At 43.0% G+C, this 17,362-nt stretch carries 16 protein-coding genes; 5 read left to right on the top strand and 11 right to left on the bottom strand.

All coding sequences use genetic code 11. The features are described from left to right. Positions 1–36: 36 nt before the first annotated feature. A complete protein-coding gene (locus IPJ86_18140) occupies positions 37–2,190 on the bottom strand; it encodes a S9 family peptidase (protein ID MBK7889140.1) in 2,154 nt (717 codons plus the stop codon). Positions 2,191–2,329: 139 nt separating this feature from the next. Between IPJ86_18140 and IPJ86_18135 the strand changes: the two genes are divergently transcribed. Next, positions 2,330–2,914: a riboflavin synthase gene (locus IPJ86_18135; protein ID MBK7889139.1), complete on the top strand. Its 585-nt coding sequence runs from the start codon at positions 2,330–2,332 to the stop codon at positions 2,912–2,914. A gap of 33 nt (positions 2,915–2,947) precedes the next feature. Here IPJ86_18135 and IPJ86_18130 read toward each other — a convergent pair whose 3' ends face one another. The 10 genes from IPJ86_18130 to IPJ86_18085 form a co-directional block, all read right to left on the bottom strand. Beyond that, positions 2,948–3,601, bottom strand: coding sequence for an MFS transporter (locus tag IPJ86_18130; GenBank protein ID MBK7889138.1), 654 nt, complete (start codon positions 3,599–3,601; stop codon positions 2,948–2,950). Beyond that, positions 3,592–4,143 (bottom strand): MFS transporter, encoded by a 552-nt coding sequence (locus tag IPJ86_18125; protein ID MBK7889137.1) that lies wholly within the window; start codon positions 4,141–4,143, stop codon positions 3,592–3,594. The genes IPJ86_18130 and IPJ86_18125 overlap by 10 nt, the downstream gene beginning before the upstream one ends. A 185-nt stretch (positions 4,144–4,328) precedes the next feature. Then, positions 4,329–4,823, bottom strand: a complete 495-nt coding sequence (locus tag IPJ86_18120; protein MBK7889136.1) for a DinB family protein — start codon at positions 4,821–4,823, stop codon at positions 4,329–4,331. A gap of 45 nt (positions 4,824–4,868) precedes the next feature. Then, positions 4,869–5,825, bottom strand: coding sequence for a phosphotransferase (locus IPJ86_18115; GenBank protein MBK7889135.1), 957 nt, complete (start codon positions 5,823–5,825; stop codon positions 4,869–4,871). A 143-nt stretch (positions 5,826–5,968) separates the two neighbouring features. Next, positions 5,969–6,364, bottom strand: a complete 396-nt coding sequence (locus tag IPJ86_18110) for a VOC family protein (protein ID MBK7889134.1) — start codon at positions 6,362–6,364, stop codon at positions 5,969–5,971. Positions 6,365–6,479: 115 nt separating this feature from the next. Continuing rightward, entirely contained in the window at positions 6,480–7,283 is an 804-nt protein-coding gene (locus IPJ86_18105) for an MOSC N-terminal beta barrel domain-containing protein (GenBank protein ID MBK7889133.1), read from the bottom strand. A gap of 108 nt (positions 7,284–7,391) precedes the next feature. Continuing rightward, positions 7,392–8,435 (bottom strand): 23S rRNA (adenine(2503)-C(2))-methyltransferase RlmN, encoded by a 1,044-nt coding sequence (rlmN, locus tag IPJ86_18100; GenBank protein ID MBK7889132.1) that lies wholly within the window; start codon positions 8,433–8,435, stop codon positions 7,392–7,394. A gap of 79 nt (positions 8,436–8,514) precedes the next feature. Continuing rightward, positions 8,515–9,891 carry a DNA repair protein RadA gene (radA, locus tag IPJ86_18095; protein ID MBK7889131.1) on the bottom strand — a complete coding sequence of 459 codons (1,377 nt, stop codon included), beginning with the start codon at positions 9,889–9,891 and terminating at the stop codon, positions 8,515–8,517. A 46-nt stretch (positions 9,892–9,937) separates the two neighbouring features. Then, complete coding sequence (locus tag IPJ86_18090; protein ID MBK7889130.1) at positions 9,938–10,423, bottom strand: N-acetyltransferase; 486 nt, start codon at positions 10,421–10,423, stop codon at positions 9,938–9,940. Between the two features lie 72 nt (positions 10,424–10,495). Continuing rightward, complete coding sequence (locus tag IPJ86_18085) at positions 10,496–11,542, bottom strand: dipeptide epimerase (GenBank protein ID MBK7889129.1); 1,047 nt, start codon at positions 11,540–11,542, stop codon at positions 10,496–10,498. Positions 11,543–11,611: 69 nt separating this feature from the next. Between IPJ86_18085 and IPJ86_18080 the strand changes: the two genes are divergently transcribed. The 4 genes from IPJ86_18080 to lpdA all read left to right on the top strand — a co-directional run bounded on the left by IPJ86_18080 (position 11,612) and on the right by lpdA (position 17,318). After that, positions 11,612–12,799, top strand: a complete 1,188-nt coding sequence (locus IPJ86_18080) for a PQQ-dependent sugar dehydrogenase (GenBank protein MBK7889128.1) — start codon at positions 11,612–11,614, stop codon at positions 12,797–12,799. Positions 12,800–13,046: 247 nt separating this feature from the next. Further along, complete coding sequence (locus IPJ86_18075) at positions 13,047–14,138, top strand: glycosyltransferase family 39 protein (GenBank protein ID MBK7889127.1); 1,092 nt, start codon at positions 13,047–13,049, stop codon at positions 14,136–14,138. Positions 14,139–14,255: 117 nt separating this feature from the next. After that, positions 14,256–15,854, top strand: a complete 1,599-nt coding sequence (gene lnt, locus IPJ86_18070) for an apolipoprotein N-acyltransferase (GenBank protein ID MBK7889126.1) — start codon at positions 14,256–14,258, stop codon at positions 15,852–15,854. Between the two features lie 57 nt (positions 15,855–15,911). After that, positions 15,912–17,318, top strand: coding sequence for a dihydrolipoyl dehydrogenase (gene lpdA, locus IPJ86_18065; protein MBK7889125.1), 1,407 nt, complete (start codon positions 15,912–15,914; stop codon positions 17,316–17,318). Positions 17,319–17,362: the final 44 nt, after the last annotated feature.

Genomic DNA, 17,362 nt, shown 5'->3' with positions numbered 1-17,362 from the left:
GTAGCCAAAAAACACTTTGCAATTAAAACAATTTGATCATTTCAAATAATCATTAAAATACCTCGTGATCTTTTCATTTAAATGCACCCGATCTTTTCCACGTACATTATGCTCATGCCCGGGGTAAACGAAATAATCCAGTTGGACACCTTTGCTGATGGCCTTTTGAAGGTACATTAAACTATGCTGCCACACCACGACATTATCGGCGGTACCATGAATCAGCATCAATTTGCCATTGAGCTGCTCAACATGATTGAGGAGGTTGCTGATATTGTATCCACCCGGATTTTCTTCGGGAGTGTCCATGTAACGTTCAGTATACATGACTTCATAGGTGCTCCAGTCTATAACAGGTCCACCGGCGAAAGCTACTTTATAAATGCCGGGGTAGCGGGTCATGAGAGAAGTGGTCATAAATCCACCGTAACTCCAGCCGTTTAATCCCAGTTTGTTGGCGTCGATGTAAGGTAATCTGCGCAAGTAATTCACTCCGGCAATTTGATCAGCCATCTCCACATCTCCCAGTTTGCGGAAAGTAGCTTGCTCAAAGGTCTTCCCACGCCATCCACTGCCACGATTATCTAAGGTGAAAACAATATAACCTTGCTGTGTCAAATAATGAAACCATAGATCAGCACCACCAAGCCATGAATTGGTAATCATTTGTGCATGAGGTCCACCGTAGAGATAAACGATAGTGGGGTATCTCTTAGTAGAATCAAAATCATGAGGGACGATCATCCGGCACCATAAGAGGGTATTGTCATCGGCCTTAATGTTAAAAAGTCGGGTACGGCCGGCGGTATAATCTTTCAATGGATTTTCTGCAACACCTAATTTACGCAGTTCTTTTCCTTCACTGTTTACAATTCTTGTAATACCCGGCAAACTCACATTACTATAGGTATCGATAAAAAGAGTTTTATCAGCATTGGCTTTGCAGACATGCACCCCTTCTCCGCTTGTAATCTTAATCATTTTTCCGGAAGAGATTTCAACGCTGTAAAAAACACGATCGATACCTGTATTGGCTGTAGCATGGAAATACGCTTTACTTCCTTTTGTATCGAAGCCATTGAAATTTGTTACCTCATACTCTCCCTTCGTTAGCTGACGTATGAGCTTTCCATTGCTGTCATAGAGATAAAGATGATTCCAGCCATCACGTCTGCTTTGCCAGATGAATTGATCACCCTTCTCATTGGTAAAAACCAGTGGATGCTGTGGTTCGGTGTACTTCGGATCGCGTTCTTCAAAGAGGGTTTTAACAAAGTCGCCGGTGAGTGCATTGTACTGATTCAATCGCATATGGTTTTGTTCCCGATTTAAAACGGCCACATACACCGATTTCTCATCAGGACTCCAGGCGATATTTGTAAGATACTGCTCTGCCGGTTCTCCTGTTTTGAGATAGAGGGTTTTACCCTGAGCAACATCGTATATGCCTACCGTTACCTGGTGACTCTTTCCACCGGCAAAAGGATATTTAATCGGTTTTTCAAGAGCAGGCACTTTCGAGAAATCAACGATGGGATAATCCGTCACCATGGATTGATCCATACGATAAAAAGCAAGTCGGTTGGATTTCGGGGACCAGAACAATCCATTGTTGATACCGAACTCCTCGCGATGAACAGATTTTCCATACACTAACTCGTAACTTCCGTCAGTAGTAATTTGTTTACGTTTATGATTTTGTTCGAACCAGATGTTATTATTCATGACATAGGCCACATCTCCATTCCCGGCTTTTTCCATCACTTCTGCCTCTTCGGGTAGCGTGATAGAATCCCTGAGTAAAAGCTGCGCTTCTTTCCACTTATAGGACCAGATCTTTTTCCCCGACTCGAAAGTCATTGTTGTTCCATCCGTCCATTTATGAGCAGGAAGTGCGGGGAGCGTATCGGCTCCGGAGGATTTCAACAGGGTGTTCAGTTGTGACAGGGAAAGCAGATCAACCACACCCTCCTTCAGCGCATTGGACTTCACCAACACTTGTCCGGATGCTCTCTTATCTACATAAGAAAAATCATTGCCCCCGGGTATCCATTGCAATTGTGATAGCTGCTTTGGTGCCAAGGTCGTTCTCTGACGAAGGACAGCATCCTCAATTGTCAACTTCTTGTCCTGAGCATTCACACTTGCTGTTATCAGCAGTGAAACTATTACTATTTTAGCACTACGCATTTTCATTAAATTTACCGGCAAAGGTACACTTTACCTGCTGTTTTAAGGTAGAGAATCGACAGATACGGCTAAAAAAACGACGAAAGCAGCAGATGGAGACCGGTTTTACTTATTCTCAAATCTTGATTAAATTTACAGCATGTTTACAGGAATCATTGAAGCAACCGGAACCGTTGTAGCTGTTGTGAAAGAAGGTGGAAATAAAACCTTCACCATCGACTGCCCGTTCAGCGGTGAATTAAAAGAAGATCAAAGTCTGGCCCATAATGGTGTATGTCTGACGGTCACCGGATTTCGGCCCGAAGGATATATTGTCACTGCCATAGCTGAAACATTGCGCCGCAGTAACCTCGACACACTGGAGCCGGGTTCTACGGTAAATCTTGAACGTTGCATGTTGATGAACGGTCGCATTGACGGTCATCTGGTGCAGGGGCATGTGGACCTCACCGGACTTTGTACATCCATCAAAGACGAAAACGGAAGCTGGCTCTTCGAATTCAGTTATGATCCCGGTTCCGGACACCTTACCGTTGAAAAAGGATCGATTACGGTAAATGGCGTGAGTTTAACTGTGGCCGCTTCCAAGCCCGGTCAATTTTCAGTGGCCATCATTCCCTACACCTATGAACATACCACCTTCAAATTTTTACGGGAAGGTGATTTGGTAAATCTGGAGTTTGACATCATTGGAAAATATGTTAAAGCATACATGAGAGGATAAAAGCTAGCCTGTTTTTCCTGATGCAGAATTGAACTATTTCTTGCTTTCACTTTTAATATAGACATGCCTTGAGTTTTTATAAAGAAGCAATAAACTACAGCTTGCAACAAAAGCTGTAATTGAAAAAACAAGTGAAGGTCCCCCATAAGGCCAAAGTAATCCCGTCCACACACCGGCGAAAAGTATTGACAGGCTGCTTGCAGAGGTATAGAAACCGATGGCCTGCCCACGCTGATCAGGTGGAGCAATATCGGAGATATACGCTTTGGCTACTGATTCCAGACAAGACATCGCTGCAGCGTAAATCAAAAATAGCAGCATAAATACCGGCCATCCGTTTAGCCCTGCCATTCCGGCATAGGTAATCGTAAAGAGGAGCATACCTGCAGAGAGCACCTTGATCTTCCCAACCCGATCCGCGATCCTTCCGGCGGGAGTGGCCAGCATGGCATAGCCGAAATTATACAATACATAAACACCTATCATTGCTGTATCACTGAATCCGGCTTCTTTCAACGCCATCAGTAAAAAAACATCCGGACTATTTACGAGCGCAAGAAGCAGCAAGGGAAGGATCAGTTTCCGGAACGAAGCAGGGCCTGTCTTCCAATATTTAAAATAGGAAAAGAAACCTATATGCTGCTTCCTAACGGCAGGCGGTACCGATGATTTATCTTTTATAAACATCGTAATAAAAAACTGATTGCAGCCGGAATAAATGCAAGGGGAAACAGGGTACTGTAGTCGCCCGGATGATAATGCAGCCAGAGCATACCGAGTGCGGGACCAATGGCTGCACCGAGTGTATCCAGTCCACGATGAAAACCAAAAACCACTCCACGGTTCTCCGGACCGGCCTCCGCTGCAAGCATCGCGTCACGGGGTGCTGTACGTATACCCTTTCCAAGACGGTCGGTCATTCGGGCTGTAAAAATCCGCATCAGATCCGGAGCGCCTACCATCAGCAATTTTCCCAGCGCAGAGCACCCATAACCCCAACGAATAAAAACAGTACGGCTCTTCATGGTATCTGACTTATGCCCGAAATACCCTTTAGAGAGACCGGCCACTACATTTGCCAGACCTTCCAGCATACCAATTGCCAACATAGAATAGCCGGCATTCTTCAGATAAACAGGAAGCACCGGGTACAGCAATTCGGAAGAGATATCAGCAAAGAGACTGATCAACCCCAGGAGCCAAACTGTTTTAGTAAAATGAACCTTCATGACGAAATACAAAAATGTGAAATAATTCAGGACGAACAGCAACCGCCACTCTCAAAGTTTCTTCCTTCGAAAAACAGAACAACAAGGTAAACGTGAAGGCTCACCCGTGGTCATCCAAATACTTGAGCTTTCATTTATGAACAAAGAAAGCAGTCCTTCAACCCTCATCGGTAACCGGGAAAAGCTTACTGTTCATCAGCGGTTGGACCATACATTTGCGGAAGCGGAATGTTCAGGAGACGGAGATAGACACCCAGTTGTGCACGATGATGCACGAGATGGTTAAAAACCATATCACGCAATACAACATGTCGTGGCAGGGTGAAAAAAATCTGTTCTCCATTTCTTAGCGACCAGTTTCCCTGTAGTTTTTCATCATCCGTTCCCTTCAATGCATTCATTGCTGTTGCAACATTCTTATCAAACTCGGCAACTAATGCTTCTGCAGTAGTAAGAGGAGGAGATGGATCAAAAGGTTTAGCAAAATCCAACTCATCTGTAGTAATGGTCATCGTACACCAGGCCGGCAACTCCGCGACATGACGGGCCAGGCGTTGCAATTCCATGGATTTAACATGAGGTTTCCAGGTAGGGTTGTCAACAGGAACTCGGCTGAGTAGTGTTCGGGTTTTCGCTGCTTCATTTTCGAGTTCAGCGAGGAAGGCGTGGTTGATTGCCATGTGATCAAATTATTTTTGTCAAGATAAAAACTTTTCAAATAGCAATTATGAAAATGGGAAAATTAAATTTTCTAGGTCTTTAAAGCTGGTGGCCTTTGCTTTCCAGTTCTCAATCCTGAGCTGAAAATTAAAATTACTGTATCGATGCAAGATTGTCAATAACATCAACCGTTGCCTTAGCAGGGGATACTCATTGGCATAATCATAACCATAGGATTCCAGTAAGGCTTTTATCAAAGCGCCATCGCCTCCGGCAAGAAACAAGATGGGTCCTAAGAGATCATACTCATGAAAGCCGATCATGGCATCACCAAAGTCGATCATCCCTGAGAAACTCCATTCTTCATTCACATATTGGACTAAACAGTTAAAAGGAGTGTATTCGCCGGTGAGCAGAACCGGAGTAAATACTTTCGGAATTAAATCAAAACGATTTTGCACATACTCTTTTAATTCTTCCATGAACCATTCCGGCATTTCAAAACTAAGATGACGATTGTAGCAGTTGTGAAATTGCTTCATCATAAATTGCTTCCAATCGGGCTCAATAGAAATAGTCTGATGGACTGGAACTGCATGTGCCGCTTTCATAATAGCTCCAATATGCTTCATCAGTTTCAACTTCGTTTCAACATCAAAACCGGACCAATGCTCTTCGAGGGTATCACCTTGTAACCGTGAGAGCATAACATAAGTCCACTGATCCTCCCGTTCACCATATGCCAATACATCAGGAATGGCTACCGGTAATTTATTATGGAAAAATGACAAGGCTTTGTATTCACTCACCCATTGATGGCGGTGAAAGGGTGGAAATATTTTAACGATTACCTCATCATTGACTCCTGCTAACAAGTTGGATCCTGCATTAAAAAAGGAATATGCCGTTATCGGTATTTTATGCTCCTGACAAAGTTCTTCTACAGCAAAAATCCATTCTGAAGAATCCAACCGGTAAACAGCATCAAAATAATTGGGATCGATTGATTCGGGTAAGTTCATACTCAAAAATAACAATTTAAACTTCCTAAACGTCATCCAATGATCGATGAATGAAAAACTAAAGGCGATATTTTCCGTGTTCAATATTTCGGGCCGGTACTTTGATCACAAGATGGCAAAGCTTAGAAATACAATCCATGTTTTCAACGTGCTGCAGGTTGAATTAAATCCCATAAATTCCCGTAAAGATCAGCGAAGACCGCCACTTTTCCCCAGCTTTCCACCACCGGCTCCCGAACAAAAACAACTCCCTTTGCTGAATAATTTTTATAATCACGATCGATATCATCCGTATGCAGAAAAAGGAACACGCGTCCACCGGTTTGATTACCTACACTCGATAATTGTATGTCATTTGCAGCCCGGGCCAACAACAATGCACAACTTCCATCTCCGGGAGGGGCAACCAAGACCCAGCGCTTGCTCTCTGACAGCCGCGTATCTTCTACCAGATTAAAATTTAATTTCTCTGTGTAAAATTTAATGGCTTCATCATACTCCTTTACGACAAGTGCTATGTGAACTATTTTTTGATGCATACAATTATAATTAATTAGATAGTTATCAGGTTTTAAATCACGGTTCATCTACAAGGAACTGGTGGAAAGTATAAATTTAATAGTGAACGCTGCAAGTAGATCATGGTGAAACAGGTTAAAAGGGAAACTCATCCTCTCCCAAAATCGTCAATTCATCTCCCACCTTTATCAATTTGCCGGCCTCTGTTCCCGGAATGACAGCATCCACGGAAAAATAATAGTAGTGACCGTAACTTTCCAGCAATGAAGCATCAGGTAGCGACGCCTTTCTTTTCTCAGCAAATATTTTCGGAAACGCGTGGGTTACCTGCGCCGTTTCAGGATGGCGTGTGGGAACTACACAGCGTTCTCTCGGACGCATACCTAACATATTTACATCTCCAATTTTAAATCGAACCACCCTTCCCTTATCTGCAAACAGCCCATCTTCAGCAAAAGCATCTAAGCCTGAAATCTCTAAAGTGACTCTCAACCTTCGTCGTACCTCTTCCGGATCCGTTATACTAAACCAGGACGATACGCTATTAAAACTTGCAGTTCCAGCAACGGTGACATGTCCCAGATCAGGATCATCCATGAATTTTCCTTCCTGATTTTGAAGCAGGCTCACCTGTTGGTTAAAAAAATCAGATAGCCAGGCATCAATTTCTTTGCGATCTTCTTGCAGATGAAAAGATGATCTATTCATATTCTCAGGACCAGATAATACCATCTCATGGTCATCCATGTTAAATTCTGCCCGCAGCAAATGAATTCCGGGATGTGATTTTCCATTTACGTACTTTCCTTCCTTATCAAAAATTGCAAATTCCCGATCCCATTTCAGACATCCACTTTCCGAGACCACTGCGGTTTCCGGAGAAATCCCATCCAATGATTTTACAGGATAAATGGAAATTCTATGCAGATACGGTTTCATGCTCATACCTGCAAATATAAGTACCGGACATTACTTCTGAATTCTCATTGCTGAAATTTTGAAACAATGCATGAATGGGAACACGCAATTGTTATCAATAAATAAAAATCACACGACCGACTTATTCGCCAGTTGTCCGCAGGCCGCATCGATATCTTTTCCTCTGCTACGACGAAGGTTAACCACAAGTCCTAATCTCCACAACTCTGCCATGAAAGCATTGGTTTTATGCTCCGTTGTTTTCTGAAATTCGGCACCATCAATGGGATTGTATTCGATTAAATTGATTTTACTGACCACTCGTCTGGCAAAAGCACCCAATTCACGGGCATCGTCAATGGAATCATTGAAATTATTGAAGACAATATACTCCAGCGTCACCCTTGTGCCTGTCTTCTCATAAAAATAATTTAATGCTTCTTCCAACACTTCGAGGTTATTGCTTTCATTGATCGGCATGATCCGGTCACGCTTTTTATCGTTAGCCGCGTGCAGTGAAAGTGCCAGGTTAAATTTCACCTGATCATCTCCTAACTTTTTAATCATCTTGGCAATACCTGCTGTACTCACCGTCACGCGTTTTTGCGCCATGTTGAGTCCATGCGGGGAACAGATGTACTCGATACTCTTCAGCACATTACTATAATTGAGCAAGGGCTCGCCCATTCCCATATACACCACATTGCTGAGGGCCATATTATAATGCTGCTCGGATTGTTCCCGGATGATAGCCACCTGATCATAAATCTCATCGTAATTGAGGTTGCGCAAACGATCCAGTTTACCGGTTGCACAAAATTTACAAGTAAGACTACATCCCACCTGAGAACTTACGCAAGCCGTCATTCGGGTATCGGTTGGAATCAAAACACCTTCTATGATATGATCATCATGTAAACGGAAAGCATTTTTAATGGTCCGGTCGTTACTGACCTGAGAAGTTTCGATCCGGATGGGATTAATGGTAAAATACTCTTCTAGTAAAGTCCGTGTTTCTTTGGAGAGGTTCGTCATTTCCTCAAACGATCTGGCCGACTTCTTCCACAGCCATTCTTCCACCTGTTTGGCGCGAAAGGCCTTATCTCCCTTCGAAATAAAGAACTCTTTCAGCTGTTCAGGGCTTAGGTGACGAATATTTTGCAATGAAGACATGGGGCGACAAAGATACGACAAAGGACCTTGTTATGCACTATCTTTTTGTAGTGCTGAACTACAAAGTATTCAGAGCGTCTTACCCAAACAATAGACCGAAAACTTCCTCCACCTTCCCTACCGGCACCACTTTGATCGCGGCTTCCTTCTTCAACTTTTCGGCACCGGCATTGTAACCCGAGACATAAATCTCCTTAAATCCAAGTCTGGCTGCTTCGTTGATTCGGGCTTCAATACGGTTCACCGGGCGAATCTCCCCTGTGAGACCCACCTCTCCGGCAAAGCAAATCGCGGGATCGATGGCAATATCTTCTGCAGAGGAAAGTATGGCGCAGATGATGGCAAGATCAATGGCAGGATCTTCCACACGTATACCGCCGGCAATATTTAAAAAGACATCCTTGGCCGCCAGTCGGAAACCACAACGTTTTTCAAGCACGGCGAGGATCATATGCAATCTGCGTAAATCATATCCTGTTGTTGTTCGCTGCGGAGTACCATACACGGCAGAGCTCACCAATGCCTGCGTCTCGATCAGAAAAGGGCGTACACCTTCCATCGTGCAGGCAACGGCAGTACCACTCAGACTTGCATCTCTTTGAGATAGCAATAAAGCAGAGGGATTCGCTACTTCTGCCAGTCCATCGCCCTTCATTTCATAGATACCCAGTTCGGCAGTAGAGCCAAAACGATTTTTAATTGCCCGCAAAATCCGATACACATGATGGCGATCCCCTTCAAACTGCAATACCGTATCCACCATATGCTCGAGCACTTTCGGACCGGCGATAGAACCTTCCTTCGTGATATGCCCGATCAACAGGACCGGAGTAGCTGTCTCCTTTGCAAAACGCAATAATTCACCTGTACAACCTCTAATCTGAGAAACAGTTCCGGGAGCAGATTCATAAATATTGGAATAAAGTGTTTGAATAGAATCAACGATCACCATTTCCGGTTGCAGGACTTCAATTTGCTGAAAAATATTTTGAGTAGTTGTCTCTGTCAGGATATAGCACTCACTTTGCATTTTACCGATACGTTCAGCGCGCATGCGAATCTGCTGCTCACTTTCTTCACCGCTGATATATAAAATTTTCTTCCCCTTCAATTGAACTGCCAATTGCAAGAGCAGCGTAGACTTCCCGATACCCGGCTCGCCGCCGATCAGAATAAGCGATCCCGGAACGATGCCACCTCCGAGCACCCTGTTCAACTCACCATCCGGCAAAACTAATCGTGGACTTTGCTCCAGCGCAATCTCAGAAATCAGTCGGGGTTTTGCTGCTTTTGATTCCTTGCGGGTAGTATTTCTCCATTGATTCTCCTTTGATTCGGCTTGAATCACTTCTTCCACATAGGTATTCCATTCGTTGCACGAAGGACATTTGCCAATCCATTTGGGAGAGTTTGCTCCACATTTCTGACAATAAAATACGGTTTTGGTTTTGGCCATTCCTAAGATTCTGATAAATTAATTAATTAGTGATGAGAGATGAAAATCAATACACCTTTTGAAGGAGATGTACATCATGGTAAACATCAAACTTTCTTCCCACTTCGCGCAACGTACCTATAACGGTGAAGCCCATACGCTCATGCAGATAAATACTTTGTTCATTACCATGTGTAATTCTGGCGATCAATGTATGTAAACCGGCCTTTTGCCCTTCAATCACCAACATTTCCATCAGCTCCTTCCCTATACCGCGTTTGCGAAATTCCTTATGGACATACAAGGAAGTTTCGGCCGTTGAATCATAGGCGCAACGGTCACTCCATCTGGAGAGGGAAGCCCAACCCACCACTATATTTTGCAATTCGGCAACAATTACCGGATGAGATTCATCGTGCGACTTCCACCACAAGATCCGGTCATCCAAAGATTTTTCTTCGGTATCGAATGTGGCAGTGGTATTCAGGATAGCATCATTATAAATTACAGTGATGGCAGGAATATCCTTTTCCTCAGCGGGGCGAATGGTAATCATTCTTCAAAATTAGTCAAATAAGTAGCAGTTAAAAATCTTTAAAAGAGAATTGAATTTCCGAATTGAGTTTCAATTAGAAAACAAGTCCTTATCTTTTAAGACTGCACCTGTTCCTGCTTGCTGTGACAACACTAAGGATCCATCACGGTAATTTGCTCCCGAGAAAGGATCATTGCCAATCAGCATAGGTCCATCGAGATCCACCCAATCCGCCCATGCACTCAACTGCGCTGCCGCCATGGCTCCACAGCTACTTTCCGACATACAGCCTACCAGCACTTTCAAACCCAGTTTATTCGCCTGACGGACCAGGTTAACAGCAGGTTCAATTCCTCCGCATTTTACCAACTTCACATTGATACCATGACAAACGCCCTTCAATTCCTCCAGTTCATTCAATCCTTGCAGCGATTCATCGAGTATAACAGGCAATGAAGAGGCCCGGAATAAATGTTCAAATTCACCGGCTTTACTAACGGGCATGGGTTGCTCCACAAACAAACAACCTCTATCCTTCAACCAGTTGATCCATTCTATACTTTCGGTGGTTGTTTCCCAGGCCTGATTTGCATCTACACAAAATGCAGCATCTGATACCGATAAAAAGGCTTCGATTCGGGCTTTGTCATGCTGATCACCCAACTTCAATTTAAACAAGCGGAAGTCTCCGGCTTCACTCAATTTTTCTTTCATCACCTCTACCGAACTTATTCCAAGCGTATATGAACATTGCACCTGACTTGGCTCTCCAATTCCAAATATTCCTCTCACTGTTCGTCCTGTCAATTTACCGAAGAGGTCGTGTAAGGCGATATCCGTTGCAGTACGGAGCGGTTTGGGAAGATTTACATCCGATTGATTCAACTTTAACAAGGCAATACGGATCGCCTCACTTCCATCCATTTGTGAAGGGAAATAGGAATGATAATCTTTAACCAACGTTTCGGCATCGTAATTCAGGTAAGGTGGCAGGGCAGCTTCTCCATATCCTTCAATATCCATAAAAGAGGCTTTTACATAAATGGTGTCTGTAAAATTCCGGGTTCCGTGTGCAATACCAAAGGGACTTTTAAAGTGGAGTTTGAAATGTCGGGCACTTAGCTGCAGAGCGTTCATATCGGTCAAAAATACAAAGACAAAATCATTCCCATAAATTTATCTACTTTTATCTCCTATTCCATCGACATGAAACCCATCCTCTTCCTTCTGCTGCTGCTCTTCTCTACTACATCTGCACAAACACCGTTGCGCTTACGCATGACTGAAATTGCCAGGGGCTTCACTTCACCCATTGGATTAACAGGACCTGCTGACGGGAGCAATAAGTTATTTGTCATGGAGCAAGGTGGAAAGGTAAAAATCATTGCAGAAAACAAAGTACTTCCCAGGCCGTTCATAGATATCTCTTCAAAACTTGATGGTTTAAATGTAGCTTATTCCGAAAAAGGGTTATTGGGAATGGCCTTCCACCCGGATTATAAAAAAAACGGACTCTTCTATGTCTACTATTCTGCAAAGAGTAAAGAAAAAGGAATGGATCATAAAAGTGTGATCTCCTCTTTTCGTGTATCCCCCAATGATCCGAATCTGGCGTTATTAGAAAGCGAGCAAATAATCATGGAGATCCCTCAGCCTGAAAGCAATCACAACGGCGGGCAACTGGCTTTTGGACCGGATGGATATTTATATATAGGCTTAGGAGACGGAGGCGGCGCAGGAGATGATCATGGCGAAGAAGGAAACGGGCAGAACATGAATACACGGCTTGGAAAAATTCTCCGTATCGATGTCAATCATGAAAAACCTTACGAAGTTCCCTCGGACAATCCTTTTGTTAACCTGTCCAACATTAAACCTGAAATCTGGGCCAGTGGGTTGAGGAATCCCTGGAGATTTTCGTTTGACAGAGCTACTCAGAATTTATTTTGTGCAGATGTAGGTCAAAACAAATATGAAGAAATCAACATCATCAGAAAAGGAAAAAACTATGGATGGCGCATCATGGAGGGCAATCATTGCTATGATCCGGCTCAAGATTGCAATCAACGAAATTTGACCTTACCGATAAGTGAATACGATCATACAGAAGGAATCAGTGTCATAGGCGGATATGTTTACAGAGGTCTGGAGTTCCCTTCATTGCATGGGTATTATCTTTTCGGAGACTGGAACGGCAAATTATGGTACCTGAAGTACAATGAGGTAAGTAAAGAATGGGATCGGGGGCCCATCTATACCGGTCGGGACAATAACGAAATTGACGGAAAAATCAATAGCTTTGGCGAAGATGAAGCGGGTAACGTTTATGTGGTAACGCAAAAACTGTTTGGTCCAAAAAGTCCTACCGGAGTGATCTATAAATTAGGCTATTAATGCAATCCACCAATACATCGAATACGTTTTTCAAGAAACCATTTTTGATATTGATCATGGTGCAGATTGTATTCCTGACGTATTCCCTATTTAACAACCATCATTTCACGAATGATTCCGTAGAGTATCTCACTCAAGCCGGCAATTTGATCGAACACGGGTCCCTTTATTGCGGTGACTACAACACCAGGAAAAGGATCCCGGACTTTACTCCCGCCGTCCACCCGGATACGCGATATTCCTGTTGGTGACTACTTTTTTTCTTCACTTTAATTCAGGCGCATTGCTCATTCAATGCTTTCTTTCTGTGTTCAACATTTACATAGGATATAAAATTCTCCAATTGATTTTTACGGGAAAAGCGTCCTTTGTTCGTTACGTGTTTTTGTTTCTTTTATTTCCAACACAGTTTATTTATGCCGTCACCTACATGTCGGAAATTCCGTTTCAAACTGCTCTCTTGCTAAGCATTTTCTACTTATTTCGTTTTGAAAAGAGTGGTGATTATAAAACCTTATACTTAAGTCATCTTTTTTTAGCGCTGACCTATTTATTCAAACCCATCACTTTATTTCTCTGGTTAGGATTAATTCTATATACCATCACCATTAAATCTGACCACCGCGGATCAAAACATTTAACATTACTGGGACTCGGACATTTTTTACTCTTAGGTTTTTTCTTCCTAAACAACTTTGCGCTTACAGGAATTGCTGAATATACCTCTATAGGAAGAAAAGTGATTATCAATTACAATATTCCTGCTGTACTTACCAGGGCTTATGGCGAAGAAGTGGCGCAACATAAAATGGACTCCGTTCAAAATGGGATGACCGGGATGCCCTATGTGATGCAATGTGTTTACACCGATAACTTTATTCGAAATACGTTGCTTACACGCCCTCTCGATTTTTCTCTGACTCATGCTCTGGGTGTTCCCCGGTTTTTCCTTGAATCCGGGCGCTGGGATCTCGAACTTTGGTTCAATGGTAAGGACCATGCAGGTACACTTCCATCATTGAAAGAAGCTTTTGAGGAAAAAGGAATCCGCGGACTCGCTACCCTTCTCCGAACCTGGCCGGTTTTATATTCCATTTATTATTTTCTGGTAATAGCCGGCACCATCTTCATCTTTCTATTTTTTATTAAAGGAATATTTTCTCCGCTTATTCAACGCCGCCATCGTTTTCTATTACTATTCATCATCTTTTACTTCGTTGTGCTCACCGGACCTTCTGCCTCTTCCCGATTCCGCTTACCTGTATTTCCATTTATTGCCGTTCTTGCTATGGCAGGATGGCCGGTTGGAAAAAAGGATGCAGTTGCTGAATTAAAGTAAACGAATACCGTATAATTCCAATAAGATTCTTCACCTTGCTCCATTAAATCTTCGTCATTGAGCGATCACTTTCTAAAAATAATTTGAATATCGGAATGGAAGTCTATTTTTGCAATAATGAACGTACAGGATAAACCCATTCATAAGATAACTCTTGCGCTGGCAAGTGCATTATTGCTCTGGGCAGCGTGGCCGGCAAGTGGGATGGCTCCTATTCTTTTTTTAGCGCTACTTCCATTGCTTTTGATGGAAGACATTGTTTATCGCCAAAAGAAAAACCAAGTTAAATCGAAACTTTTCATTTACAGTTATCTCTCCTTTGCCGCATTTAATTTTCTAACGACCTGGTGGATATGGTATGCAAGTCCATTCGGAATGTTCGGTGCAGTTTTGGCCAATGCACTTCTGATGACTGCGGTCTTTCAATTGTTTCATCTTACCCGATGCAAGTTTGGCAACGGGATTGGATATATTTCACTGGCTGTTTACTGGATGGCTTTCGAATATTTCCATATGGATTGGGATCTTACCTGGCCCTGGTTGAATTTAGGAAATGGCTTTGCAGCATGGGCGGATATGGTGCAATGGTATGAGTTCACGGGAACGCAAGGAGGAACATTATGGATATGGACCTGTAATATTTTACTCTTCCACGCTCTTCGGTATACCGGCACTATTAAAAGAAATCTGCTCCTGCTTTATTTCGGAACCATTGCATTGCCCCTTGTACTATCGTATCTCATTTTGAGTAATTATGAAGAGGCGCCACATCCGGTTGAAATTGTTGTGGTGCAACCCAACATCGATCCCTACAATGAAAAATTCAGTGGCAGCAGTGATGAGCAACTTGAAAAAATGATTGCTTTATCTCAATCTGTTATCAGTAAAAAAACAAGATTAGTGATCTGTCCTGAGACAGCATTACCCGGGGGAATATGGTCAGAAGATGTGAATACACATCCACAAGTATTAAGAATTAAAGAATACATTAAATCATATCCTGATTTACGTTATCTGACCGGATTATCATATTATAAATTTTTTCATCCCGGTGAACCGCTGAGTGTAACCGCCCGTGCTTTCAGAGATGGCCCCGGACATTTTGATGCATTCAATGCAGCGATGCAAATCAGCAACATGCGACCAATTGAACTGCATTTCAAATCAAAGTTAGTTCCCGGAGTGGAAAAGATGCCTTTCCCGGTGCTATTTGGTTATCTCGAAAATTTCGCAATAGATTTAGGTGGAACAACTGGAAGTCTTGGTACTCAGGAATGGCCATCGGTATTTAAAGGCGACAGCATTCAGGCGGCTCCTGTTATTTGCTATGAATCTGTTTATGGAGATTACGTGGGAGACTATGTGCGCCGGGGTGCCAATCTCATTTGCATCATGACCAATGACGGTTGGTGGAGTGATACGCCCGGATACAGACAACATTGTCAATATGCACGATTACGGGCAATTGAACACCGGCGCAGTATTGCCCGCTCAGCAAACACAGGCATTTCCTGCTTCATTGATCAGAAAGGAAAAATATCTGATGCCACCGGATGGTGGGTGCCTGCTGTTATTAAAAAAGAGTTGAATCTGAACAATCAGCTGAGCTTTTACAGCCGCAACGGTGACATTCTTGGAAAAACAGCCTATATCGCCTCAGGATTCTTCCTGGCTGTCACCTGCTTAGCTATGGTGTTCAGGAGAAAGAGAAAATAAATTTTTTCTGCCTTTTTTACATGTAATTTTGTTGCTTCATTCAAATCCGAAATTACGATGTCAACATACGATGCAATTGTTATAGGTTCAGGTCCCGGAGGATATGTGGCCGCTATTCGCCTGGCACAGTTGGGAAAAAAGACGGCTATTATTGAACGTTATACCGCTTTGGGCGGCACCTGCCTGAATGTAGGATGCATTCCTTCCAAAGCATTACTTGACTCTTCCGAACATTATCATCAGGCCACGCATACATTTGAAACGCATGGTATTCAGGTAAAAGGTTTAAGTGTTGATTTAAAGAAGATGATACAACGCAAGAACGATGTAGTATCTCAAACGGTGGATGGGATAAACTATCTCATGAAAAAAAACAAGATTGATGTTTATCATGGACACGGCAGCTTTAAAGATCCTAACACTATCCTGGTTACAAAGGAAGATGGAAGCATACTGGAGTTAAAAACCAACAATACGATCATCGCCACCGGTTCTAAACCCTCGCCGCTGAAAGGCGTTACCATCGATAAAAAAAGAATTATCACTTCCACCGAAGCATTAAAGCTGGAAGAAATTCCAAAACATTTATTAATCATCGGAGGCGGAGTTATAGGACTCGAATTGGGATCTGTTTATGCACGGCTGGGCGCTAAAGTAAGTGTGGTAGAATACCTCGACACGATCATTCCTTCCATGGACCGTTCATTGGGCAAGGAATTGCAAAAATCACTTCAAAAAATTGGCTTCACTTTCTACTTACAGCACAGTGTGAATACGGTGGAAGTTAAAGGAAAAGATGTCCTGCTCAAAGCTACTGCCGGCAAAGACGGAAAAGAATTGGAACTTACAGGAGACTATTGCTTGCTGGCAGTAGGCAGAATTCCGTATACTGAAAATCTGGGCCTTGAAAAGGCAGGTGTACTTTTAGAAGAGCGGGGACGCATTGCCGTTAGTGAACAGTTGGAAACAAATGTAAAAGGAATTTATGCCATTGGAGATGTGGTAAAGGGAGCAATGCTGGCACACAAAGCAGAAGAAGAAGGAATGTTTGTTGCTGAACTTATCGCAGGACAAAAACCACATATTAATTATTTACTTATTCCCGGTGTTGTTTATACGTGGCCGGAAGTGGCCGCCGTAGGTTATACGGAAGAAGAATTAAAGAAATTGAATCGCCCCTATAAAACCGGCAGTTTTCCTTTTAAAGCTAGTGGACGTGCAAGAGCGAGTATGGATACGGATGGATTTATAAAAGTACTTGCTGATTCAGTAACGGATGAAATTTTAGGTGTTCATATGATCGGACCCCGCGTGGCAGATGTGATTGCGGAAGCAGTGGTCGCTATGGAGTTCAGAGCTTCTGCGGAGGATATCGCCAGGTTGAGTCATGCGCATCCAACCTATACGGAATCATTTAAAGAAGCTTGTCTTGCGGCAACTGCTAACCGATCTATCCATAGTTAATTTCACCGGGAATACTAATTTAAATACATAATGCTTTACTCTAA

This window comes from Bacteroidota bacterium (assembly GCA_016713925.1).
In the GTDB taxonomy this organism is placed as follows: domain Bacteria; phylum Bacteroidota; class Bacteroidia; order AKYH767-A; family OLB10; genus JAJTFW01.
The sequence above is the reverse complement of the archived record's forward strand: the minus strand, read 5'-3'. Positions and strand labels throughout refer to the sequence as shown.

What these genes read in the sequence shown, in the direction of transcription:
- IPJ86_18110 (MBK7889134.1), bottom strand. Translation starts at nt 6,364, where the DNA reads ATGCATCAAAAAATAGTTCACATAGCACTTGTCGTAAAGGAGTATGAT.
- IPJ86_18125 (MBK7889137.1), bottom strand. Translation starts at nt 4,143, where the DNA reads ATGAAGGTTCATTTTACTAAAACAGTTTGGCTCCTGGGGTTGATCAGT.
- IPJ86_18105 (MBK7889133.1), bottom strand. Translation starts at nt 7,283, where the DNA reads ATGAAACCGTATCTGCATAGAATTTCCATTTATCCTGTAAAATCATTG.
- IPJ86_18085 (MBK7889129.1), bottom strand. Translation starts at nt 11,542, where the DNA reads ATGAACGCTCTGCAGCTAAGTGCCCGACATTTCAAACTCCACTTTAAA.
- rlmN (MBK7889132.1), bottom strand. Translation starts at nt 8,435, where the DNA reads ATGTCTTCATTGCAAAATATTCGTCACCTAAGCCCTGAACAGCTGAAA.
- IPJ86_18120 (MBK7889136.1), bottom strand. Translation starts at nt 4,823, where the DNA reads ATGGCAATCAACCACGCCTTCCTCGCTGAACTCGAAAATGAAGCAGCG.
- IPJ86_18140 (MBK7889140.1), bottom strand. Translation starts at nt 2,190, where the DNA reads ATGCGTAGTGCTAAAATAGTAATAGTTTCACTGCTGATAACAGCAAGT.
- IPJ86_18135 (MBK7889139.1), top strand. Translation starts at nt 2,330, where the DNA reads ATGTTTACAGGAATCATTGAAGCAACCGGAACCGTTGTAGCTGTTGTG.
- IPJ86_18115 (MBK7889135.1), bottom strand. Translation starts at nt 5,825, where the DNA reads ATGAACTTACCCGAATCAATCGATCCCAATTATTTTGATGCTGTTTAC.
- lpdA (MBK7889125.1), top strand. Translation starts at nt 15,912, where the DNA reads ATGTCAACATACGATGCAATTGTTATAGGTTCAGGTCCCGGAGGATAT.
- lnt (MBK7889126.1), top strand. Translation starts at nt 14,256, where the DNA reads ATGAACGTACAGGATAAACCCATTCATAAGATAACTCTTGCGCTGGCA.
- IPJ86_18080 (MBK7889128.1), top strand. Translation starts at nt 11,612, where the DNA reads ATGAAACCCATCCTCTTCCTTCTGCTGCTGCTCTTCTCTACTACATCT.
- IPJ86_18130 (MBK7889138.1), bottom strand. Translation starts at nt 3,601, where the DNA reads ATGTTTATAAAAGATAAATCATCGGTACCGCCTGCCGTTAGGAAGCAG.
- radA (MBK7889131.1), bottom strand. Translation starts at nt 9,891, where the DNA reads ATGGCCAAAACCAAAACCGTATTTTATTGTCAGAAATGTGGAGCAAAC.